General features: G+C 62.7%; 21 protein-coding genes. 8 read left to right on the forward strand and 13 right to left on the reverse strand.

Translation table 11 applies throughout. From position 1 onward, the window contains the following. Nucleotides 1–65: 65 nt before the first annotated feature. Nucleotides 66–989, reverse strand: coding sequence for an ornithine carbamoyltransferase (gene argF / locus HMPREF9697_RS11650; protein ID WP_002717419.1), 924 nt, complete (start codon nucleotides 987–989; stop codon nucleotides 66–68). Next, nucleotides 986–2,206, reverse strand: coding sequence for an aspartate aminotransferase family protein (locus tag HMPREF9697_RS11655; protein ID WP_002717420.1), 1,221 nt, complete (start codon nucleotides 2,204–2,206; stop codon nucleotides 986–988). The genes argF and HMPREF9697_RS11655 overlap by 4 nt, the downstream gene beginning before the upstream one ends. A 465-nt stretch (nucleotides 2,207–2,671) precedes the next feature. Here HMPREF9697_RS11655 and HMPREF9697_RS11660 point away from each other — a divergent pair, with 465 nt between their 5' ends. Continuing rightward, the gene (locus HMPREF9697_RS11660) at nucleotides 2,672–3,178 is read left to right on the forward strand and encodes a GcrA family cell cycle regulator (RefSeq protein ID WP_002717421.1); all 507 of its coding nucleotides are present in this window, start codon (nucleotides 2,672–2,674) and stop codon (nucleotides 3,176–3,178) included. A 77-nt stretch (nucleotides 3,179–3,255) separates the two neighbouring features. Here the strand turns inward: HMPREF9697_RS11660 and phoB are convergent, their stop codons facing one another. The 10 genes from phoB to HMPREF9697_RS11710 form a co-directional block, all read right to left on the reverse strand. Then, the gene (gene phoB / locus HMPREF9697_RS11665) at nucleotides 3,256–3,960 is read right to left on the reverse strand and encodes a phosphate regulon transcriptional regulator PhoB (protein ID WP_002717422.1); all 705 of its coding nucleotides are present in this window, start codon (nucleotides 3,958–3,960) and stop codon (nucleotides 3,256–3,258) included. Nucleotides 3,961–3,971: 11 nt separating this feature from the next. Next, nucleotides 3,972–4,688, reverse strand: coding sequence for a phosphate signaling complex protein PhoU (gene phoU / locus HMPREF9697_RS11670; protein ID WP_002717423.1), 717 nt, complete (start codon nucleotides 4,686–4,688; stop codon nucleotides 3,972–3,974). A 25-nt stretch (nucleotides 4,689–4,713) separates the two neighbouring features. Beyond that, nucleotides 4,714–5,499, reverse strand: a complete 786-nt coding sequence (gene pstB, locus HMPREF9697_RS11675; protein ID WP_430642240.1) for a phosphate ABC transporter ATP-binding protein PstB — start codon at nucleotides 5,497–5,499, stop codon at nucleotides 4,714–4,716. Between the two features lie 35 nt (nucleotides 5,500–5,534). Next, nucleotides 5,535–6,380, reverse strand: coding sequence for a phosphate ABC transporter permease PstA (gene pstA, locus HMPREF9697_RS11680; RefSeq protein ID WP_002717425.1), 846 nt, complete (start codon nucleotides 6,378–6,380; stop codon nucleotides 5,535–5,537). A 3-nt stretch (nucleotides 6,381–6,383) separates the two neighbouring features. Continuing rightward, nucleotides 6,384–7,373: a phosphate ABC transporter permease subunit PstC gene (pstC, locus tag HMPREF9697_RS11685; RefSeq protein ID WP_002717426.1), complete on the reverse strand. Its 990-nt coding sequence runs from the start codon at nucleotides 7,371–7,373 to the stop codon at nucleotides 6,384–6,386. Between the two features lie 112 nt (nucleotides 7,374–7,485). Beyond that, nucleotides 7,486–8,496, reverse strand: coding sequence for a phosphate ABC transporter substrate-binding protein PstS (pstS, locus tag HMPREF9697_RS11690; RefSeq protein WP_002717427.1), 1,011 nt, complete (start codon nucleotides 8,494–8,496; stop codon nucleotides 7,486–7,488). 130 nt (nucleotides 8,497–8,626) lie between these two features. After that, nucleotides 8,627–9,928 carry an ATP-binding protein gene (locus HMPREF9697_RS11695; RefSeq protein WP_002717428.1) on the reverse strand — a complete coding sequence of 434 codons (1,302 nt, stop codon included), beginning with the start codon at nucleotides 9,926–9,928 and terminating at the stop codon, nucleotides 8,627–8,629. 14 nt (nucleotides 9,929–9,942) lie between these two features. Then, nucleotides 9,943–10,974 (reverse strand): lysylphosphatidylglycerol synthase domain-containing protein, encoded by a 1,032-nt coding sequence (locus HMPREF9697_RS11700; protein ID WP_002717429.1) that lies wholly within the window; start codon nucleotides 10,972–10,974, stop codon nucleotides 9,943–9,945. A 112-nt stretch (nucleotides 10,975–11,086) separates the two neighbouring features. Continuing rightward, nucleotides 11,087–11,395 (reverse strand): hypothetical protein, encoded by a 309-nt coding sequence (locus HMPREF9697_RS11705; protein WP_002717430.1) that lies wholly within the window; start codon nucleotides 11,393–11,395, stop codon nucleotides 11,087–11,089. Between the two features lie 3 nt (nucleotides 11,396–11,398). Further along, nucleotides 11,399–12,793, reverse strand: a complete 1,395-nt coding sequence (locus tag HMPREF9697_RS11710) for an OmpA family protein (RefSeq protein ID WP_002717431.1) — start codon at nucleotides 12,791–12,793, stop codon at nucleotides 11,399–11,401. A 162-nt stretch (nucleotides 12,794–12,955) separates the two neighbouring features. Between HMPREF9697_RS11710 and HMPREF9697_RS11715 the strand changes: the two genes are divergently transcribed. From HMPREF9697_RS11715 to HMPREF9697_RS11740, 7 genes are all read left to right on the forward strand, one after another. Beyond that, a complete protein-coding gene (locus HMPREF9697_RS11715) occupies nucleotides 12,956–14,014 on the forward strand; it encodes a polysaccharide deacetylase family protein (RefSeq protein WP_002717432.1) in 1,059 nt (352 codons plus the stop codon). Nucleotides 14,015–14,123: 109 nt separating this feature from the next. Continuing rightward, nucleotides 14,124–15,533: a cytochrome ubiquinol oxidase subunit I gene (locus HMPREF9697_RS11720; RefSeq protein ID WP_002717433.1), complete on the forward strand. Its 1,410-nt coding sequence runs from the start codon at nucleotides 14,124–14,126 to the stop codon at nucleotides 15,531–15,533. Beyond that, complete coding sequence (gene cydB, locus HMPREF9697_RS11725; RefSeq protein WP_002717434.1) at nucleotides 15,530–16,543, forward strand: cytochrome d ubiquinol oxidase subunit II; 1,014 nt, start codon at nucleotides 15,530–15,532, stop codon at nucleotides 16,541–16,543. Before HMPREF9697_RS11720 ends, cydB begins: the two co-directional genes overlap by 4 nt. After that, nucleotides 16,540–16,671, forward strand: a complete 132-nt coding sequence (locus HMPREF9697_RS20730) for a DUF2474 domain-containing protein (protein WP_085947183.1) — start codon at nucleotides 16,540–16,542, stop codon at nucleotides 16,669–16,671. The genes cydB and HMPREF9697_RS20730 overlap by 4 nt, the downstream gene beginning before the upstream one ends. Before the next feature lie 114 nt (nucleotides 16,672–16,785). Further along, nucleotides 16,786–17,397, forward strand: coding sequence for a L,D-transpeptidase (locus HMPREF9697_RS11730; RefSeq protein ID WP_002717435.1), 612 nt, complete (start codon nucleotides 16,786–16,788; stop codon nucleotides 17,395–17,397). A gap of 42 nt (nucleotides 17,398–17,439) precedes the next feature. Next, nucleotides 17,440–18,492 (forward strand): amino acid ABC transporter substrate-binding protein, encoded by a 1,053-nt coding sequence (locus tag HMPREF9697_RS11735; RefSeq protein ID WP_002717436.1) that lies wholly within the window; start codon nucleotides 17,440–17,442, stop codon nucleotides 18,490–18,492. Nucleotides 18,493–18,502: 10 nt separating this feature from the next. Further along, complete coding sequence (locus HMPREF9697_RS11740) at nucleotides 18,503–18,997, forward strand: VOC family protein (protein ID WP_002717437.1); 495 nt, start codon at nucleotides 18,503–18,505, stop codon at nucleotides 18,995–18,997. A 1-nt stretch (nucleotide 18,998) separates the two neighbouring features. Here the strand turns inward: HMPREF9697_RS11740 and feoB are convergent, their stop codons facing one another. Next, complete coding sequence (gene feoB / locus HMPREF9697_RS11745) at nucleotides 18,999–20,882, reverse strand: ferrous iron transporter B (protein WP_002717438.1); 1,884 nt, start codon at nucleotides 20,880–20,882, stop codon at nucleotides 18,999–19,001. Nucleotides 20,883–20,889: the final 7 nt, after the last annotated feature.

The following is a 20,889-nucleotide window of genomic DNA, read 5'->3' on the forward strand; positions in this document are numbered from 1 at the left end:
TCCAGTGTCCTGAGAGCAAGACCGCAATGTAGGAAGCACCGCCTGCGATTCAAGCGCTGCAGCGTCTACCCGACGGCTCCCATGCACCATGCGAGAATGCCCTTGTGTGCGTGGAGACGATTTTCCGCCTCGTCGAACACCACAGACTGCGGCCCGTCGATCACTTCATCGGTGACTTCCTCACCGCGGTGTGCCGGCAGACAATGCATGAAGATCGCATCACGGTTCGCCAACGACATCAGCTTCTCGTCGACCTGATAGGGCTTGAGAAGATTGTGCCGATGCTCGGCGTCCTTGTCGCCCATCGACATCCATGTGTCGGTGACGACGCAATCGGATCCGCGCACGGCTTCCTGCGCATCGGTGCCGAGCACGATCGGTGCGTTGGCGGCCTTGATCCAGTCGCGCAGCCGCTTGTTCGGTGCAAGTTGCGGCGGCGTCGCGACACGCAGCGTGAAGCCGAAGCGCTCGGCCGCATGCGCCCAGGACGCCAACACGTTATTGTCGTCGCCGACCCACGCCACGGTGCGGCCCTTGATCGGCCCGCGATGCTCCTCGAAGGTCATGACGTCGGCCATCACCTGCGTCGGGTGGGAGCGCCGTGTCAGGCCGTTGATGACCGGCACGGTTGCGAATTCCACCATTTCAGCAAGCGCATCGTGACTGAGAATGCGGATCATGATGATGTCGACAAAGCGCGACAGCACGCGCGCGGTGTCGGCGAAGGTCTCGCCCCGGCCGAGCTGCATTTCCTGGCCGGTCAACATGATCGCCTCGCCGCCGAGCTGACGCATGCCGACCTCGAACGACACGCGGGTGCGCGTCGAGGGGCGCTCGAAGATCATCGCCAGCGTCTTGTCCTTGAGCGGACGATCGGGATGGCCTGCCTTCAAATTCTTCTTCATCGCAACCGACGCGTCGAGGATCGCGCGCAGGTCCTGCACCGGCAGTTCAGACAAATCGAGGAAATGGCGCAGTGTCTTGCTCATGATGCCGCCTTCTCCGTGCGAGCCGCCGGCAAATTCTTCGTCAGGCGTGCGCAGGCTTTTTCCACCCGGCCGACCGCATCCTCGATCTCGGCATCCGACACGATCAACGGCGGCAGCAGCCGTACGACATTCTCACCTGCGCCGACGGTCAGGAGTTTTTCCTCGCGCAGCGCCGCGATCAGATCGGGCGTCGGCAGCGCCGCCTGCAGGCCGATCAGCAGGCCTTCGCCGCGTACCTGCGTCAAAACATCTGGATAGCGGTCGACGACGGAGGCGAGTTTCTGCTTCAGCAGAAGCGAGGCGCGCTTCACACGATCGAAGAAGCCCGGCGCCAGCATGACGTCGAGCACGGCGCTCGCCGCGGCAATCGCCAGCGGATTGCCGCCGAAGGTCGAGCCGTGGCTGCCTGCCGTCATGCCCGACGCTGTTTCGCGTGTCGCCAAACACGCGCCGATCGGAAAACCGCCGCCAAGCGCTTTCGCCAGTGCCATCACATCGGGTTCGATGCCGAGCCGCTGATAGGCGAACAATTCGCCGATGCGGCCCATGCCGGTCTGCACCTCGTCGAAAACCAACAGCAGGCCCTTGTCGTTGCACAATTCGCGCAGCGCCCGGAAGAAGCCGTGCGCGGGCTCGCGCACGCCGCCTTCGCCCTGCAGCGGCTCGATCAGGATGCCTGCGGTCTGCGGGCCGATCGCCTTCTTCACGGCCTCGATGTCGCCGAGCGGCACCTGATCGAAGCCTTCAACCCTGGGCCCGAAGCCGTCGAGATATTTCTCCTGGCCGCCGGCGGCGAGTGTCGCGAGCGTGCGGCCATGGAAGGCGCCTTCGAACGTGATGATACGGAAGCGCTCGGGATGTCCCTTCGCCGCATGGTATTTGCGCGTGACCTTGATCGCGCATTCCATCGCCTCGGCGCCGGAATTGGCGAAGAACACTTCGTCGGCGAAGCTGTTCTCGCACAGCCGCACGGCAACCCTCTCACCGTCCGGGCTCTTGAACAGGTTCGACATGTGCCAGAGCTTGGCCGCTTGCGCCTGCACCGCTGCGACGAGATGCGGATGCGCATGGCCGAGCGCGTTCACCGCAACGCCGCTGGTGAAATCGAGATATCGCTCACCGTCGGTCGCTATCAGCCACGCGCCTTCGCCGCGTTCGAAAGCGAGATCGACCCGGGCAAAGACCGGCATGAGGTGAGACGAAGCGGTGGTGGTCATGGCAACCTGACAGGACGAACGGTGGACCGGCCGGGAAACCGCGAGATTCCTCCGGTCATGACGGTCCGTAAAAATGAAACATGCCGCCCCGACGGGGCGGCATTGCGTGAGTATCCTCTCCGCATCACTTAGCTGTCAACACGCCAAAGAGCCCGTTTTGCGCCTTGCCGACCGGCTCCGCCGACGTCCCGCATAAGCCTTCGCAGCCGATTTGTGTGCATGACTGATTCGGAACATGTGGACTTTGAAGCCGGACTCTTGCGCGTGAGTCACGCCATATTGTAGCGTTCTAAGCACTGGATACGACATCTCGTGCGGCGTCCTAAATTCTGAATCCTCGAAGCGGCCTAGCGTCCGGTTCTTCCAGCCGGCGAGGGTTAAGGGATTCTGGCAGCAGAGATTTTCGGAACCATCAATCGGAGTGCCGGATTCCCCTTCCAGGCACGAGAGAGAAGGAAGAGAGCGATGACGGTGATGAATTGGACCGACGATCGCGTCGAACAGCTCAAGAAATTGTGGGAGTCCGGTCTCTCGGCGAGCCAGATTGCTGCGGAACTCGGGAACATCACGCGCAACGCCGTGATCGGCAAGGTTCACCGGCTCGGCCTGTCGGGTCGCGCCAAGAGCCCGTCGTCCGCCGCGCCGCGCCAGCGTAAGGTGCGCGCTCCACAGCACATGATGCGCATCAGCCGTCCTATGGCGCGCGGCAACACCGCGCTCGCCCATGTCTACGAGGTCGAAGCCGAACCCGATCCGATCGCCTTCGACAACGTGGTGCCGATGAACCAGCGCCGCACGTTGCTGGAGCTAACGGAGGAGACCTGCCACTGGCCGGTCGGCGATCCCGGCAGCAGCGAGTTCTTCTTCTGCGGCGGCAAGGCGCTCGGCGGCCTGCCCTACTGTGCCCATCACTCGCGCGTTGCCTACCAGCCCGCGGGCGACCGGCGGCGTGACCGCCGGCCGAACAAGTAACGCCATCAGACAAATTAAAAGCCCGCCGATCCGGCGGGCTTTTTGTTTTCAGCTCTCTACACGGAAAAAATTGACGATCAGCTTTCCACCTTGGCGAAGCGGTCGTCGAGCGCGTAACCCGCGCCGCGCACGGTGCGGATCGGGTCCTGCTCCTCGCCGGGATTGAGCAGCTTGCGCAGCCGTCCGATGTGCACGTCCACCGTGCGCTCGTCGATATAGATGTCACGGCCCCAGACGCCGTCGAGTAACTGCTCCCGGCTGAATACCCGCCCGGGATGCTGGAGGAAGAATTCGAGCAGCCGGTATTCGGTTGGGCCGAGATCAATCGGCCGGCCGGAGCGCGCCACACGACGCTTCTCGCGGTCGAGTTCGATATCGCCATAGACCAGCACGTTCGCGAGCCGCTCCGGGCTCGCGCGTCGCAGCAGACCCTTCACCCGCGCCAGCAGTTCCGGCACCGAGAACGGCTTGACGATGTAGTCGTCCGCGCCGGTCGCAAGGCCACGCACGCGCTCGCTTTCCTCGCCCCGCGCGGTCAGCATGATGATCGGCAGTTGCTTGGTTTCGGGCCGGGCCCGCAGGCGGCGGCACAGCTCGATGCCGGACAGCCCCGGCAGCATCCAGTCGAGCACCACAAGATCCGGCACGCGCTCTTTCAGCCGCGTATCGGCATCGTCGCCGCGCGCCACCGTCTCGACTTCGTAACCTTCCGCGTCGAGATTATAGCGCAGCAACGTCGCCAGCGCTTCTTCATCTTCGACGACAAGAATTCTTGCGTTCATGGATAGCCTTTTTATCCTACAGAAGGTGTGCTGGAGAAGCTCGTCATGTCGCCCTTCGGCCGCGCCGCGGCAATAGGCTGCCCCTCGATCATGTAGAACACCGTCTCGGCGATGTTGGTTGCATGGTCGCCGATCCGCTCGATGTTCTTGGCGCAGAACATCAGATGGATGCAGAAGCCGATATTGCGCGGATCTTCCATCATGTAGGTGAGAAGCTCGCGGAACAACGAGGTACAGATCGCGTCGACCTCCTCGTCGCCCTTCCACACCACCATCGCGGCAGGAACGTCATGGGCGGCGTAGGCGTCGAGCACCGCCTTGACCTGCGACTGCACGAGATCAGTCATGTGCTCCAGGCCGCGGATCAGCTTCAGCGGATGGAAATCGCTGTCGAGCGCCACGACACGCTTGGCAATGTTCTTCGACAGGTCGCCCATCCGCTCAAGATCCGTCGCGACGCGCAGGGCGCCGACGATCTCGCGCAGATCGACTGCCATCGGCTGGCGGCGCGCGATGGTGAGCACGCCGCGCTCCTCGATCATATGCTGCAACTTGTCGAGCTCGACGTCGGTGCTGACGACGCGCGCGCTCAGATTGATGTCGCGGCGGATCAGCGCGTCCACCGAATCCACGATCTGCCGCTCGACCAGGCCGCCCATCTCCGCGACCAGCCGGGCCAGTTCCTGCAGATCCTCGTCGAACGCCTTCGCGGTATGTTCCATAGCCATTTTAATTCTCCGATACCGAAGCCCGTCAGCCGAAGCGTCCGGTAATGTAATCCTGGGTCCGGCGATCGGCCGGCGAGGTGAAGATTCTGCTCGTCTCGTCGAATTCGATCAGCTCGCCGAGATACATGAACGCGGTGTAGTCCGAGCAGCGCGCCGCCTGCTGCATGTTATGGGTGACGATGGCGATCGTGTAGTCCTTCTTCAACTCCGCGATCAGTTCCTCGACCTTCGCGGTCGAGATCGGATCAAGCGCCGAACACGGCTCGTCGAACAGGATCACCTCGGGCCGCACCGCGACGGTGCGCGCGATGCAAAGACGCTGCTGCTGGCCCCCGGAGAGGCTGAGACCGCTGGCGCTGAGCTTGTCCTTGACCTCGTTCCACAACGCGCCGCCACGCAGTGCGTGCTCGACCCGGCCATCCATTTCCGACTTGGAGATTTTCTCATAAAGCCGGATGCCGAACGCGATATTTTCATAAATCGTCATCGGAAACGGCGTCGGCTTCTGAAACACCATGCCGATCCGCGCGCGCAGCAGATTGAGATCGATCTTGGGATCGAGAATGTCGGTGTTGTCGAGCTTGAGTTCACCTTCCGCGCGCTGACCCGGATAGAGATCGTACATCCGGTTGAAGATGCGCAGCAGCGTGGACTTGCCGCAGCCCGACGGGCCGATGAAGGCCGTCACCTTGTTGGCGCCCAGGATGAGGTTGATGTTCTTCAGCGCGTGGTGCTGGCCATAATAGAAATTCAGATTGTGCGCCGTGACCTTGGCCGGACCGTCGTGAGCAACGGCTGACAGCGGGGGCATGGACGGGCGGGAAACGGCGATCGAAGAAACGTCGGTCATTTTGCAGTCCTCTCAGAGCCCAGCAGGCGCGCGACGATATTGAGCGTCAACACGGTCAGCGTGATCAGCAGCGCGCCAGACCACGCCAATTCCTTCCAATAGGCGTAGGGACTCTGCACGAAATTGTTGATGGTGACGGGAAGGTTGGCGACCGCCTTGGTCAGGTCCAGGCTAAAGAACTGGTTGCTCAACGCGGTGAACAGAAGCGGCGCGGTTTCGCCGGCGACACGCGCGGTCGCAAGCAGGATGCCGGTGATGAGACCCGAGCGCGCCGCACGATAGGCGATACGCTTGATGACCAGCGAGCGCGGCAGGCCGAGCGCGGAGGCCGCCTCACGCAACGGATTGGGCACCAGCAGCAGCATGTCTTCGGTGGTGCGCACGACGACCGGAATGACGATCACCGCAAGCGCAAGTGAGCCGGCCAGCGCCGAGAAGCCACCCATCGGCACCACCACCGCGCCATAAACGAACAGGCCGATGATGATCGAGGGTGCGGACAGCAGGATGTCGTTGATGAAGCGGATCACCGAGGTGAGGCGATCATGTTTGCCGTATTCCGCCAGATACGTGCCCGCGAACATGCCGATCGGCGCGCCGATACCGACGCCGATCACCGTCATGATGATCGAACCAACGATGGCGTTGAGCAGACCGCCTTCGTTCGAACCGGGCGGCGGCGTGTTCTGGGTGAAGAGCTGCAGGCTGATGCCGGCGAGGCCGTTGTAGAACAGCGTGAACAGGATCATCGCCAGCCACGCCACGCCGAAAATAGCGGCGCCGAAGCAAAGTCCACGAATGATCAGGTCGGTACGGCGGCGGGATGCATAAATCGGATTCATAACTTAGCTCCCCGCCTTCTTCTGCAACCGCATCAGCATCAGCCGTGCGGCGGCGAGTACGAAGAATGTCAGGACGAACAGCAGAAGACCGAGCAGCATCAGGCTCGACTGGTGCAATCCGTCGCTCTCGGCGAATTCGCTGGCGATGGCGGCTGAGATCGTCGTGCCCGGCGCGAAGATCGACGGCGAGATGCGGAACGAGTTGCCGATGATGAAGGTCACGGCCATGGTCTCGCCGAGCGCGCGGCCGAGCGCGAGCATGACCCCGCCGATCACGCCGACGCGAGTATACGGCAGCACCACGTTGCGGACGACTTCCCATGTCGTGCAGCCGACGCCATAGGCCGCTTCCTTCAGCACTGGCGGCACCGTCGCGAACACGTCACGCGAGATCGCGGTGATGAACGGCAGCACCATGATCGCGAGGATCAGCGAGGCATTGAACAGGCTGAGATAGGACGGCGGCCCGCCGAAGATCGATCCCAGCACTGGCACGCCATCGAACAGATTGATGAGTGCGGGCTGCATGGTATTGGCGAGGAAGGGGCCGAGGACGAAGAAGCCCCACATGCCGTAGATGATCGAGGGGATGCCGGCGAGCAACTCGACTGCCATGCCGATCGGCCGGCGCGCCCACAGCGGGCACAGTTCGGTGAGGAAAATCGCAATACCGAGACCGACTGGAATGGCGATCAGCATGGCGATGGCCGAAGTCAGGATCGTGCCGTAGATCGGGCTCAACGCACCCAGTACCGGTGGTTCAGCCGACGGCGCCCACCGCGACGTCGTCAGGAACGCGGCGCCGTATTGCTTCATCGCGGGCCACGCGCCGATAATCAGCGAGATGATGATGCCGCCGAGCAGCACCAGAACCAGGATCGCGCAGATGCGCGTCGTCCAGTAAAATGTCTTGTCGCCCAGCTTGAAGGCGCTCAACGCGCGGGCACGGTCGTACGGTCCTGCGGCTTCCATCGAGGTACCATGAACGGCCATCTCTGCCACGCCAATCCCCTATCTTTAAAACGCAATCGAATAATCGGTCCTGCACCGTCGGGTGCTGGAAAAACGACGGGGGAAAGGCCTGCCTCTCCCCCGCCGGTTACAATCAGCTCTTGATGTCAGCCGACCAGGTCTGCTCGATCTGCTTGACCACGGAAGCCGGCATCGGGATGTAGTCGAGTTCCTCGGCCATCTTGCCGCCCTTCTCGAACGCCCACTTGAAGAACTTGAGGGCTTCGTCCGAAGCAGCCTTATCCGTCGGTACCTTGTGCATCAGGATGAAGGTCGCAGCGGTGATCGGCCAGGACGCATCGCCCGGCTGGTTGGTCAGGATCACGTAGTATCCCGGAGCCTTCGACCAGTCAGCGTTGGCAGCAGCAGCCTGGAACGCCGGAACGGTCGGCTGCACGGTCTTGCCCGCGCTGTTGACCATGCCGGTGTAGGTCAGCTTGTTCTGCTTGGCGTAAGCATACTCGACATAACCGATCGAGTTCTTGGTCTGGCCGATGTTGGCCGAAACGCCTTCGTTGCCCTTGGCGCCGACGCCGACAGGCCACTCAACCGCAGTACCCTCACCGACCTTCGACTTCCAGTCAGCGCTGACCTTCGAGAGGTAGTTGGTGAAGTTGAAGGTGGTGCCCGAACCGTCCGAACGGCGAACCACGGCGATCGCGGTCGACGGCAGGTTGACCTTCGGGTTCAGCTTCTTGATCGCAGGATCATCCCACTTGGTGATCTTGCCGAGATAGATGTTCGCAAGGGTCTCACCGTCGAAAACCATTTCGCCGGCCTTCACGCCCTCGAGGTTCACAACCGGAACAATGGCGCCCATCACCATCGGCCACTGGACGAAGCCGTCCTTCTCAAGCTGCTCAGCCTTGAGCGGCATGTCGGACGCGCCGAAGGTCACAGTCTTGGCCTGGATCTGCTTGATACCGCCGCCCGAGCCGATCGACTGATAGTTCAGGCCGTTGCCGGTTTCCTTTTTGTAGGCATCAGCCCACTTCGAATAAACTGGGAACGGGAACGTCGCACCCGCACCCGTGATGTCCGCCGCGAAGGCGGAGGTCGAGGCCGCAACCAGGCCGGCCGCAACGATGGTCTTGATGAAATTCACTGGCTGTCTCCCTGTGATCAGCGTGGGCCGATCTGGCCCGCGGCGCCCGCTTTAGAGGCGCCCCGTGCAGCTTTTATAAAGGTTGGATGACACTCATGTGACACAGCCAGGCCACTGAGATCGCTGCATTTTATGCGCCGGGGGGCGAGGCCAGCGGGGGAAAACAAACGGTGAAAGTCGCGCCCTTGCCGAAAACGCTTTCGATCAGCAGGCGGCCGCCATGGCGGCTGACGATGTGCTTGACCAGCGACAGACCAAGACCGGTACCGCCCTGCGCGCGGCTGTCGCCGACATCGGTGCGGTAGAAGCGCTCAGTGAGGCGCGGCAGATGCTCGGGCGCGATGCCCGGGCCATAATCGCGGACCGCAACGCGAATCTCGCCCGGCCCTTCCTCGGGTGCGATCCGCGCCAGCGACACCGTCACCCTGCCGCCGGATGCACCGTATTTCAGGCCGTTCTCGATCAGGTTCTCGAACACGCGCAGCAATTCCTCGGTGTCGCCGGCGATGAACACCGGCCCCTGCAGAAACTGCGTTTCGATTACGACGCCGCGCTCGTCGGCAAGCACCTCCAGCCCGTCGATCACCTGCCGCAAGATCGCGACCAGATCGACCCGGGCCTCGGGCCGCACATGCGCGCTCAATTCCACGCGCGACAACGACAGCAGATCGTCGATCAGCCGTGCCATGCGGGTCGCCTGCGCGTGCATGATGCCGAGAAAGCGCTCCCGCGCCTTGACGTCATCGCGGGCGGGGCCCTGCAGCGTATCGATAAAACCGGACAGCGCGGCAAGCGGCGTGCGCAATTCGTGGCTCGCATTGGCGACGAAGTCGGCGCGCATTTCCTCGGCGCGGCGCAGCGGCGTCTGGTCGCGGAAGGTCATCAGAAAGCAATTGTCGCTGCCGCCGAAGTCGGTCGGCACCGCCACCGGCGTGACCATAAGCTCCATCCAGCGCTCAACCGGCACCCGTTCGACATAGGTGACGCGCTGGGGCTCCAGCGTCGCGATCGCGTCGCGCAGCACCGTGATGATTTCCGGCGAGCGCAGTGCGAACAAAGCCAACTCATTGCGGCGCAGCGCCGGCGCAAGCTGCGCAGCCTGCGCGTTCAGATGCAGCACACGCCCTACCCGGTCGAGCAGCACCGTCGGCTCCGGCATGGCGCCGATCACGGCGCGCACCGCAGCGCCTTCCGTCAGCCTTTCGCTGCCCTTCTCTTCGCGCGTCCGCACGCCGTCGTGCAGTTGCAGCGGGACCAGCGAGACACCCGCGATGCACAGAAATACCAGGAGCGCGCTCGACGGCTTCAGGTCGTGCATCGCCACCAGCGCGCCGAGCGAGAGGCCTGCGACGAGCACGACAAGGCTCGATCGCCGCAACTGTTTCAACCAGAACGGCGTCGAGGATGGCGTGGTGGATGCATCGGCCGTCATGAGGGTCCCGGCGTTTAAGACTCTGACGTGGAGATATCGTCATGCTTGCGCAAGCCCGACTCACGCCGTGCTTTGGCACCCAGCATGACCTCCCGAAACAACAGCAACATGACCGAGATCACGAAAGGCACGATATAGTACAGCAGGCGAAACAGCAGCATACCGGCCAGCAGTTCTTCCTTATCGAACTGGCTGTCGAAATGCATGATGCCGTACAGCATCGCGGCGTCGAACACGCCAAGTCCACCGGGCGAATGGCTGGCGAATCCCAGGAGGGTGGCGGAAACGAAGATCACCGCCACCACGACGAAGCCGACATGGGGCTCGTCCGGCATCAGGATGTACATCGCGAGCGCGCAAAAGGAGAGGTCGACAATGCCGATCAGAACCTGCACCAGCGTCAGGCTGCCGCCCGGCAGCGTCACCGTCCAGTTACCGCGTCCAACATTGCGCGGACGCGACGAAACCCAGACGACGTAGCCCGCAAGGACCGCAAGCAGCAGCACAGCCAGCAGGCGGTTAAGCCAGATCGGCAACTGGTCGATCGAGGATGCTGCTTCCGGATGATAGGCCACCCCGATGCCGAGTACGGCGGCGTTGCCAAGCCAGAAGGTCAATCCGGCCAGGAAGCAGACCTTGGCGACATCGATCGCGGTCAGGTTCCAGGAAGAATAGATCCGGTAGCGGACAGCACCGCCGGTGAAGACGCTCGCGCCAACATTGTGGCCGATCGAATAGCTGGTGAAACCGGCGAAGGCCGCAATGCGGTATGGGATTTCGGTTCGGCCGATCGCCCGCAACGCGAAGAAGTCATAAAACGTCAGCGTGAAATATCCCGCCGCGACGCACAATCCAGCAAGGACGATGGTTCGGGTCTCGGTCCCGCTCAATGCACTGAGCACGTCGTCGAGATCGATGTCCCGCAGCATCTGATAGAGAATATAGAGGGCAAAGCCGATAACGGTGACGCTCAGCGCGACGCCCAGCTTGTGCAGGATTTGCCTCTCTCGCAGAAACGCCAACGCTCTGCGCACAGGTTCAAGCATCAAATCCTCAAAGCCTCTCCGTCCCCGACACCGTCCTAGCAGACCGCTCGTCGGATCGCGAGACAAAGCGCGAGGATTGCGGCATTTCGCGGCCTGGCCGAAGGCCGGACGCTCAACCCTCTTCGCCGCGGGGCCTGTCCGGCCGCAGCAGGAGCACATAACGCAGCCAGGAGCCGACGGCACCACCCAGCAAATAGGCTCCGAACATGACCAAGCCAAGGTCGAGCCAGTAGCCCGGCCGCCCCGGCAGCACCCGCCACAACGACACCGCCACCAGCGCCACGACCACCGCGAAGCTCATGCGCATCGTCACGGTCGACAGACTGCGGACGCGAGAGATTGGCGAAACCCATCCCGTCGCAAAGCCCAGCGCTGCAGCGCCGGCGATCCATCCCCAGTTGAACGCAACGAGAAAGCTCATGTCTCACCTCACCACGAATTCAATGCGGCGGTTTTGCGCCTTGCCTTCTTCGGTGTCGTTGCTGGCCACAGGCCGCTCGCTGCCAAAGCCGACCGCGGAGATGCGTTCCTTGGGGATACCGGCCTTGATGAGATAGTCAGCGACGGATTGCGCGCGACGGGTCGACAGCGCGAGGTTGGTCTCCTTGTCGCCGTCACTGTCGGTATAGCCCGCGATCTCGATCTGCGATGTCGGGCAGCGCAGCACCGCCTCGATCAGGCGATCGAGCAGCCCCGCCGAATCCGGATCGATCACGGCCTTGCCCGTCTCGAAGCGGATGGTGCCTTTCGCGAGCAACCCCGTCAGCAATTGCTGGCAAATCGTGGCATTCACCGGTGTGGCGACCGGCTTCACCGTCAATTCCGACTTCTGTTTCCAGCCCTGGGGCAGCTTCGCGGCGAGTTCATCGCTGATCCGCGTGTTCGCACCGGGATAAAGAGCGTCGCCGGCCAGCGTGACGTCGCGGTCCTGTATCGTCAGCGTCCCGGTGGACAGTCGCGACAGCGCGCTGAGCGCCGCTGTCGTTGCGGCAAGAAAGCCCTGGGGCGCACCGGCGCTCGCCTTAAGCTTGTCATCCACCTTTTCGCCGACAAATTTGCGCTCGATTGCACTGAGGATGGCAGCATGCGCATTGTTGTCCGGTACATAGCCGCTCAGTGTCAGCGTCGATGCCACCGGATCCTTGTTGACCTGAAAAAGATAGGGCGGCGCGTAAAGCGCGTTCTTCTCGACCGTATAACCCTCGGGAAGATTTTTTAGCGCCGCCGCGATCGCTTCGCGTCCGCCGATTTCGCGCGCCGAACCCTCCAGCGTCACCTTGGTGTTCGCCAGTGAGATCTTGCCTTCTTTCAGTTTCGATATCTGGTCGATCAGCAGCAACGCCGCCGCGTCGAACCGTACCGGTGCACCGCGCGCGAGCGCCATCTGGTCGACAACCTCGGTGCCGTTCGCAGCATTATGCGCCGCCTCGAGCAGCCGCGCCTTGATCGCCGGCAACGGCGCGTTGCCGCTCAACGTCACATGGACGACGTCGCGCTCGATCGACCAAGTGAAGGGCACCACCTCCGCGATCAGCTGGGTCTGGTCGGTAACGAGACGCACGCCCGGTACGCTCGCGACCTGATCGACGGCGGTGCGGCGGCCCTGTTCGGAGAACGCATCCGCCGACAGCCGGACGTCACGCCCAGAGACCTCGATCTGGGTCTTGTCCAGCACCGAGTCCTTCAGCGCCGCTGCGGCCTGGGCGGTCAGATGCTGTTCGATCGGCACGGTTCCGGTCCAGATCGCCGCCACCCACAAGGCGGCCAGCGGGATCAGCCCGGGCCACCATTTCCGTACCCAGTTGGAAAACTCGCTCATTCCCATCCTTTGCGTGAGATATGAGAAAAATCAAACCCTTGCGGCAGTGTCAATTTGGAAGATGCCGTCTGGCGCGCATTGCGCGGATGGGCCTCTGGATAACCTATTCTTCAACCGATTCTGTCACAAAATCCGCTCTCAAACCCGGTTTTGGACGGATGCATGAAAAAGCTGCGCGGCACGGTGATCCGGCTCGGTCTGGAAACGATGGCGGCGACCGGAGCATACCGGCTGCTCGCCCCGGTTACCGGCGGCGTCGGCTTCATCCTGATGCTGCATCACGTCCGGCCCGCCAAACCGGCGGGCTTCCAGCCTAACCGACATCTTGAAATCACCCCAAGCTTTCTCGAAGCCGTGCTTACGAATCTGCGCGCGTGCGGTATCGATATCGTCAGCCTCGATGAGGCGCGTCGCCGTCTCACTGCGCAGCAGTTTGAGCGCCGCTTCGCAGCCTTCACGTTCGATGACGGCTATCGTGACAACCGCGATTACGCGCTGCCGATCATGCGGCGTTTCGATGCGCCGATGACGGTCTATGCGGCGAGCGACTTCGCCGCAGGTACGGGCCGGTTATGGTGGGTGGCGCTGGAGCGCATCGTGGCAAAGAGCGAAGCGATCACCCTTCCCCTCGACGGCGTCGAGGTGCGGATCGAAGCCGCGACGGATGCGCAGAAGCAGGATGCGTTTGTCCGTCTTCACGATCATTTCCGCCGCCTGCCGACGGATCGCGACATCAATGCCGCCGTCGGCATGCTGGCGCGGCGCTGCGGCGTCGACGATGCAGCGATCAGCCGCGAGCTGTGCATGTCGTGGGACGAGTTGAAAGCCTTTGCCACCGACCCGCTGGTGACGATCGGCGCGCATACGATCACGCATTGCAATCTCGCGCATGAACAGGCCGATCAGGCACATCGCGAAATCTCCGCGAGTCGCGAGCGCATCGCCGCCGTGCTGGAGCAACCCGTCAACCATTTTGCTTACCCTTACGGCGACAAGGCTGCCGCCGGGCGTCGCGAGTTCGACACCACCGCAGTGCTTGGATTCCACAGCGCGGTGACGACGCGGCCTGGCATGCTGTTTCCCTCGCATGCCGATCATTTGAACGCGCTGCCGCGACTGTCGCTCAACGGCAATTTCCAAACTGAACGCGCGCTGTCGGTCCTTACATCCGGCGCTGCAACAGCATTATGGAACGGATTTCGCCGCATCGACGTGCGCTAGGTCAAACCTTCACATTCCGTTTTATTCGCAAAACGCAACGCAGACCGGTTGTTGAACGACGCGTCCGGCGTGCTATATCCCTTACATGCTGGGCTGAATGGATATCGCGATGATGGACGGTATCAGCGCTATTGATCTGGCACGCTCGCAGTTCGCTTTCACGATGTCGTTCCACATCGTGTTTCCGGCCTTCTCGATCGGCCTCGCCAGCTATCTCGCGGTGCTCGAAGCGCTCTGGCTGTGGACCGGCCGCGAGGTCTTCATCAACCTGTTCAATTACTGGCTGAAGATTTTCGCCATCGCCTTCGGTATGGGCGTCGTCTCCGGCATCGTGATGTCTTACCAGTTCGGCACCAACTGGGCGGGCTTCTCGGACAAGACCGGCCCCGTGATCGGGCCGCTGATGGCCTATGAGGTACTTACCGCATTCTTCCTCGAAGCGGGCTTCCTCGGCGTGATGCTGTTCGGGCTTGAGCGCGTCGGACATAAACTGCATTTCTTCGCGACGCTGATGGTCGCCGCCGGCACGCTGTTCTCGGCGTTCTGGATTCTGTCGGCGAATTCCTGGATGCAGACGCCCGCCGGCTACGCCGTCAACGCCGCCGGCCAGTTCGTACCGGCCGATTGGTGGGAGGTGATCTTCAATCCGTCCTTCCCCTACCGGCTGGTGCATATGGTGCTCGCGGCCTATCTCACCACCGCCCTCGTGGTCGGCGGCGTGGGCGCCTGGCATCTGCTGCGCGATTCCTCACGTGAAGCCCCGCGCATGATGTTCTCGATGGCGATGTGGATGGCGACGCTCGTCGCGCCGATCCAGATTCTCGCCGGCGACCAGCACGGACTCAACACGCTTGAACATCAGCCGGCGAAAGTGATGGCAATGGAAGGACACTTCCAGAGCCACCCTGACGGCGCACCGCTGATTTTATTTGGTTGGCCCGACCAGAAGAACGCACGCGTGAAATACAGCGTCGAGGTGCCGAAGGCCTCCTCGCTGATCCTCAAACACTCCCTTGATGCGCCGCTGAAAGGTCTCGACACCGTGCCGCGCAAGGACTGGCCGGACGTGCCGCTGATCTTCTGGTCGTTCCGCATCATGGTCGGAATCGGCTTCCTGATGCTCGGCCTTGGTCTGTTCAGCCTGTGGGAGCGCTGGCGCGGCACACTGTACACATCGCATTGGCTGCATCGTTACGCGCTGGCGATGGGGCCTGCCGGATTCATCGCCGTGCTCGCAGGCTGGATCACCACCGAAGCAGGACGACAGCCCTATCTCGTCTGGGGCCTGCTGCGCACCGCCGACAGCGCCTCGCCGCTCGACGCGCCCGCCGTCGCCTCCTCGTTGATTGCCTTCATCATCGTCTACTTCGCCGTGTTCACGATCGGCATCTTCTACATTCTGCGCCTGATGGCCAAGCCGCCACATCATGGCGAGGAAGGGCCGAGCCGGGATACGCCGGTCCGCGCTGCGGGCATCATGCCCGGCCCGGCGCCGGTCGCGCAGGAGCATCGCTCATGAACATCGCGATCGACCTTCCGACGATCTGGGCATTCATCATCGCTTTTGCAGTGTTCATGTATGTGGTGATGGACGGCTTCGACCTCGGACTCGGTATGTTGTTTCCGCTGTTTCCCGCCAAGGAAGACCGCGACGTCATCATGAATTCGGTCGCGCCGGTCTGGGACGGCAACGAAACATGGCTGGTGCTCGGTGGCGGCGGGCTGATGGCCGCCTTTCCGCTCGCCTATGCCGTGCTGATGCCCGCTCTTTACACGCCGATGATCGCGATGCTGATCGGCCTCATCTTCCGTGGTGTCGCCTTCGAATTCCGCTGGCGCACGCTGCAAAGCGACCGCAACCGCTGGGACACCGCGTTCGCTGGCGGCTCACTGCTCGCAGCGTTGGCACAAGGCATCGCGCTCGGCGCTATCCTGCAGGGCGTGCCCGTCGCAGGCCGGCATTACGGCGGCGGCTGGTGGGACTGGTTGACGCCGTTCAGCATCCTGACCGGACTGTCGATCATCGCAGGCTACAGTCTGCTCGGCGCGACCTGGCTCGTGATGAAAACCGAGGGCGACTTGCGCGAGCGCGCCTATCATTTGAGCTGGCGGCTCTTGTTCGCCACCCTGGCCGCAATCGGCACGGTCAGCCTCGCGACGCCCTTCCTGCAGAATGGTTATGCCGAGCGCTGGTTCGCATGGCCGAACGTGATGCTGACGGCACAGGTTCCTCTCGCAGTCGCGATCGTCACCGTGCTGCTGATCGTGAACCTGAAGAACCGCCACGACTATCGGCCGTTCTTCCTGACACTCCTGCTCTTCGCGCTCTCATATGCCGGGCTCGGCATCAGCATGTGGCCTTACGTGGTGCCCAACAGCATCACGATCTGGCAGGCCGCCGCTCCGGAAAAGAGCCTGACCTTCATGCTAGTCGGCGTCGCCGTCCTGGTTCCGCTCATTCTGGCTTATACGTCATGGGCCTATTGGGTCTTTCGCGGCAAGGTCCGGGCGGGAAGCGGTTACCATTGAACACATCGCACCAGCCGCCTCGCCTTCTCCAGCGCCTCGCATGGTTCGTAGCGCTCTGGCTCGGTGGCGTCGGCACCGTTGCGCTGATCTCCTACATCCTGCGCCTCTGGATCGCACCGCACCGGTAAGAGACTGCTCCCTTAAAATTTGAACGAACCAAAACCTTCGCCCGATCAAGGCGCGGATGGCTTGCCAGTGCCGCAGCGGTCAGATTTGATAGCGGTTCTAGAGCGGAGCTTCTCATGATCGCATCCCGACTGCTTTCCCTTCTCACCTGCGTCGCGGCGCTGAGTGTGCTGTCGATTCCGTCCGCCGCCGCTCAGGGCCGCTATCCGACGAAATATGTCGATGGCGATCAGCCCGGCTACGTGCCGAGTGAAGCGGAAGAAGAACTGCCGCCGGAGTTCAAACGCACCACGGTGTTCTATCGCACCACCGAAGCTCCGGGCACCATCATCGTCTCGACTTCCGAGCGTTTCCTCTATGTCGTGCAGGGCAACGGCCGCGCGCTGCGCTACGGCATCGGCGTCGGACGCGAAGGCTTTCAGTGGCAGGGGCTTTTGAAGATCACCCGCAAGCAGGAATGGCCGGACTGGACGCCGCCGCCGGAGATGATCGCACGCCAGCCTTATCTGCCGCGCTTCATGGCGGGCGGCCCCGGCAACCCGATGGGCGCGCGCGCACTCTATCTCGGCACCACCGTGTATCGAATTCACGGCACCAACCAGCCGCAGACCATCGGCACCGCGGTGTCGTCCGGCTGCTTCCGGCTGGTCAATGCCGACATTGAAGACCTTTACGACCGCATTCCGGTCGGCACCAAAGTTGTCGTCCGGCAGAAGCCGCAGATCTGATTTCGCTAGAGTCTTGACCGATTGGGGACACGGGGCACCGACATGGCCATCTTCTCACGCACCTTCCGCTCCGGGCTCCTGCTCGGACTTCTCGTGGCACTGATCGTCGCCGCCGGCGCATTCATAACCCTCGACCGTTACGATACCCAGACACTGAAACGCACGGTAAAGCGCGGCGCGGTGAACTGCGGTGTCAACGCCGGACTCCCCGGATTCTCCAACAAGGATGCGAACGGCAACTGGTCGGGCTTCGACGTCGATATCTGCCGCGCAGTCGCAGCCGCGGTCTTCGACGACGCGACCAAGGTCAACTTCATCCCGCTCGACACCAACCAGCGCTTCAAGGAGTTGCAGAACCGCAAGGTCGATATCCTGTCGCGCAATTCGACATGGAGCATGTCACGCGAGGTTGACTACGACCTGACCTTCGCGGCCGTGTCCTATTATGACGGCGAAGGCTTCATGGTGCGGCGCGCGCGCAACGTCGATTCCGCGCTGGAACTCGGCGGCACCCGTATCTGCGTACAGTCCGACACCACGACGCAGCTCAATCTCGCGGATTATTTCCGCGTCAACAACATGACCTATGACGAGATGAAGTTCGGTAATATCGGCGAGCTTCTCAAGGCCTACGAGGCCGGCCAGTGCGACGTGCTCACCACCGACACCTCGCAGCTTTATGCCTACCGGCAGAATCTCGCCAAGCCCGACGATCATGTCATTCTCGCCGACATTATCTCCAAGGAGCCGCTCGCACCCGTGGTGCGCCAGCGCGACGACCAGTGGATGCTGATCGTGAAGTGGGCGGTCTATGCGATGCTTAACGCCGAGGAGCTTGGCGTGACCTCGAAGAACATCGACGAGGCGCTGAAGTCGAAGAAGCCGGACGTGATGCGGCTTGTCGGCACCGAGGGCACCTATGGCGAAGAGCTTGGTCTCACCAAGGACTGGGCTGCACGGATCATCCGCCATGTCGGCAATTACGGCGAGGTCTACGAGCGCAATGTCGGCCTGGGCTCCAAGCTCGGCATTCCGCGCGGCCTCAATCAGCTCTGGAACGCGGGCGGCATCCAATACGCACCACCGATCCGCTGAGGATATTTGCATGACGACGCCACAACCGATTGCACCAGGCACGCGGATCGGTCACGTCCACCTGAAGGTCGCGGACCTCGACCGCGCTCTCGGCTTCTATGTCGGCGTACTCGGGTTTGAGCTGATGCAGAGCTACGGCGATCAGGCCGCCTTCATCTCGGCAGGCGGCTATCACCACCACATCGGCCTCAACACCTGGGAAAGCAAAGGCGGCTCACCGCCGGCGCCCGGCACCACAGGCCTGTTTCACACCGCGATCCTTTATCCCACCCGCGCCGATCTGGCCGATGCGCTGCATCGCGTGTTCGAAGCCGGCATTCCGCTCGACGGCGCGAGCGATCACGGCGTCAGCGAAGCGCTTTATCTGCGCGATCCGGACCAGAACGGCGTCGAACTCTATTGGGATCGGCCGAAAGAAGAATGGCCGCGCAATGCCGACGGCTCGCTTGCGATGTTCACGCGCCGCCTCGATCTCAACGACCTGCTCGCCGCACGAAAAGCCTGAGCTAACCCCAACCCAGCGCCGTGGCGATGCGGAAGGTAACGAAGGCCGCGAGATAGGCCAGCGCCAGCATGTAGAAGAAGGTGATGAACATCCAGCGCCAGCCGCCGGTCTCGCGCCGGATCACCGCGAGCGTCGAGGCGCATTGCGGAGCGAAGATGAACCAGGCAAGGAAGGCCAGCGCGGTCGCAAGACTCCAGTTGCCGGCGAGCGCCTGACCGATCTGCGCCGTCGCCTCGTCGCCACCACCAATAGCGTAGATCGTGCCGAGTGAGGCGACCGAGACTTCACGTGCGGCCATGCCGGGAATGAGAGCGACGCTGATCTGCCAGTTGAAGCCAATCGGCGCGAGGGCAGGTTCGATCCAGCGGCCGAGGATGTAAGCGAGACTGTAATCGATGGCAGGCTCGGTCGCGCCCACGGGCGGACGCGGGAACGATGCCAGGAACCAGATCACCACCATCATCGAAAAGATCGTGGTGCCCGCACGCTTGAGGAACATCATCACACGCGTGTAGAGCGCCATCGCCACGCTGCGCAGTTGCGGCAGCTTGTAGTCAGGCAATTCGAGCATGAAGGGCGGCGTCGCACTCTCGCGCCAGAAAAAATGATTGGCGACGAACGACACCGCGAGCGCGCTGAAAATACCGATGGCATAGAGGCCGAACATCACGAGCCCCTGCAATCCGACGATGCCCCATACCGTGCGATCCGGCACGAACGCACCGATGATGAGCGTGTAGACCGGAATGCGCGCCGAACACGTCATCAGCGGCGCGACCATGATGGTGGTGAGGCGGTCGCGCCGGTTGTCGATCACGCGTGTCGCCATGATGCCGGGAATGGCGCAGGCGAAACTCGACAGCAACGGAATGAAGGCGCGCCCGTGCAGACCGGCGCCGCCCATGATGCGGTCCATCAGGAAGGCCGCGCGCGCCATGTAGCCGAGGTCTTCCAGCAGCAGGATGAACAGGAACAGGATCATGATCTGCGGCAGGAACACGATGACGCTGCCGACGCCCGCAATCACGCCTTTCTGGATGAAGCTCTGCAGCAATCCGTCCGGCAGCATGGCCTGAACGAAACTGCCGAACGCATCGAACCCGCCGGAGATCATATCCATCACCGGCTGCGCCCAGGCAAACACCGCCTGGAACATGACGAACAGCACCGCGAGCAGGATCACGAGTCCCGCTACGGGATGCAGCAGCACCGCGTCGACACGGCCGGTCAGCGTATCGGGCCGCGCGGGCTCGCTGACGGCAGCCTTGATGACGCGATCGGCTTCGCGCTGCGCCGCGCGCAGATCGGCGGCGGTCGGCGCAGCCCATTTGTTTTCGCCGACCTCACCCGCGCCGTTGGCGGCGAGTTCATCGAGACGGCGCAGCAACTCCTCGGTGCCGCCCCGGCGCACGGCCGTGGAGGTCACCACCGGAATGCCAAGTTCGGCGGACAGACGCTCCAGATCGATCTCGATGCCGCGATGGCGGGCAATATCGATCATGTTGAGGACCAGCAGCATCGGCCGGCCGGCGCGCTTGAGTTCAGTGACGAGGCGTAACGCCACGCGCAGATTGGTGGCATCCGCGACGCACAACAGAAGATCGGGCTGCGCTTCGGTATTGATGCGGCCCAGCACCATGTCGCGCGTCACCTCCTCGTCGGGACTGCGGCCGCGCAAGGAATAAGTGCCAGGCAGATCGACGAGGTCGATGCGGTGGCCCGACGGCGTCTGGAATATACCGGTCTTTCGCTCAACCGTGACGCCAGGATAATTGGCAACCTTCTGACGACTGCCGGTCAGCGCGTTGAACAGCGCAGTCTTGCCGCTGTTGGGCGTGCCGACCAGCGCGAAGCGCCACGACCGGGTCTCGGTAATGCTGGTCATGCCCGTT

It is taken from the genome of Afipia felis ATCC 53690 (genome assembly GCF_000314735.2).
GTDB classification, from domain to species: domain Bacteria; phylum Pseudomonadota; class Alphaproteobacteria; order Rhizobiales; family Xanthobacteraceae; genus Afipia; species Afipia felis.

Bases quoted from the DNA above. Each gene is read 5' to 3' on its own strand.
- HMPREF9697_RS11735 (WP_002717436.1), top strand. From the start codon at position 17,440: ATGGCCATCTTCTCACGCACCTTCCGCTCCGGGCTCCTGCTCGGACTT.
- HMPREF9697_RS11695 (WP_002717428.1), bottom strand. From the start codon at position 9,928: ATGACGGCCGATGCATCCACCACGCCATCCTCGACGCCGTTCTGGTTG.
- pstB (WP_430642240.1), bottom strand. From the start codon at position 5,499: ATGCCCCCGCTGTCAGCCGTTGCTCACGACGGTCCGGCCAAGGTCACG.
- HMPREF9697_RS11730 (WP_002717435.1), top strand. From the start codon at position 16,786: ATGATCGCATCCCGACTGCTTTCCCTTCTCACCTGCGTCGCGGCGCTG.
- HMPREF9697_RS11710 (WP_002717431.1), bottom strand. From the start codon at position 12,793: ATGAGCGAGTTTTCCAACTGGGTACGGAAATGGTGGCCCGGGCTGATC.
- argF (WP_002717419.1), bottom strand. From the start codon at position 989: ATGAGCAAGACACTGCGCCATTTCCTCGATTTGTCTGAACTGCCGGTG.
- HMPREF9697_RS11660 (WP_002717421.1), top strand. From the start codon at position 2,672: ATGACGGTGATGAATTGGACCGACGATCGCGTCGAACAGCTCAAGAAA.
- pstC (WP_002717426.1), bottom strand. From the start codon at position 7,373: ATGGCCGTTCATGGTACCTCGATGGAAGCCGCAGGACCGTACGACCGT.
- cydB (WP_002717434.1), top strand. From the start codon at position 15,530: ATGAACATCGCGATCGACCTTCCGACGATCTGGGCATTCATCATCGCT.
- feoB (WP_002717438.1), bottom strand. From the start codon at position 20,882: ATGACCAGCATTACCGAGACCCGGTCGTGGCGCTTCGCGCTGGTCGGC.
- pstA (WP_002717425.1), bottom strand. From the start codon at position 6,380: ATGAATCCGATTTATGCATCCCGCCGCCGTACCGACCTGATCATTCGT.
- HMPREF9697_RS11700 (WP_002717429.1), bottom strand. From the start codon at position 10,974: ATGCTTGAACCTGTGCGCAGAGCGTTGGCGTTTCTGCGAGAGAGGCAA.
- HMPREF9697_RS11740 (WP_002717437.1), top strand. From the start codon at position 18,503: ATGACGACGCCACAACCGATTGCACCAGGCACGCGGATCGGTCACGTC.
- HMPREF9697_RS11655 (WP_002717420.1), bottom strand. From the start codon at position 2,206: ATGACCACCACCGCTTCGTCTCACCTCATGCCGGTCTTTGCCCGGGTC.
- HMPREF9697_RS11715 (WP_002717432.1), top strand. From the start codon at position 12,956: ATGAAAAAGCTGCGCGGCACGGTGATCCGGCTCGGTCTGGAAACGATG.
- phoU (WP_002717423.1), bottom strand. From the start codon at position 4,688: ATGGCTATGGAACATACCGCGAAGGCGTTCGACGAGGATCTGCAGGAA.
- HMPREF9697_RS11705 (WP_002717430.1), bottom strand. From the start codon at position 11,395: ATGAGCTTTCTCGTTGCGTTCAACTGGGGATGGATCGCCGGCGCTGCA.
- phoB (WP_002717422.1), bottom strand. From the start codon at position 3,960: ATGAACGCAAGAATTCTTGTCGTCGAAGATGAAGAAGCGCTGGCGACG.
- HMPREF9697_RS11720 (WP_002717433.1), top strand. From the start codon at position 14,124: ATGATGGACGGTATCAGCGCTATTGATCTGGCACGCTCGCAGTTCGCT.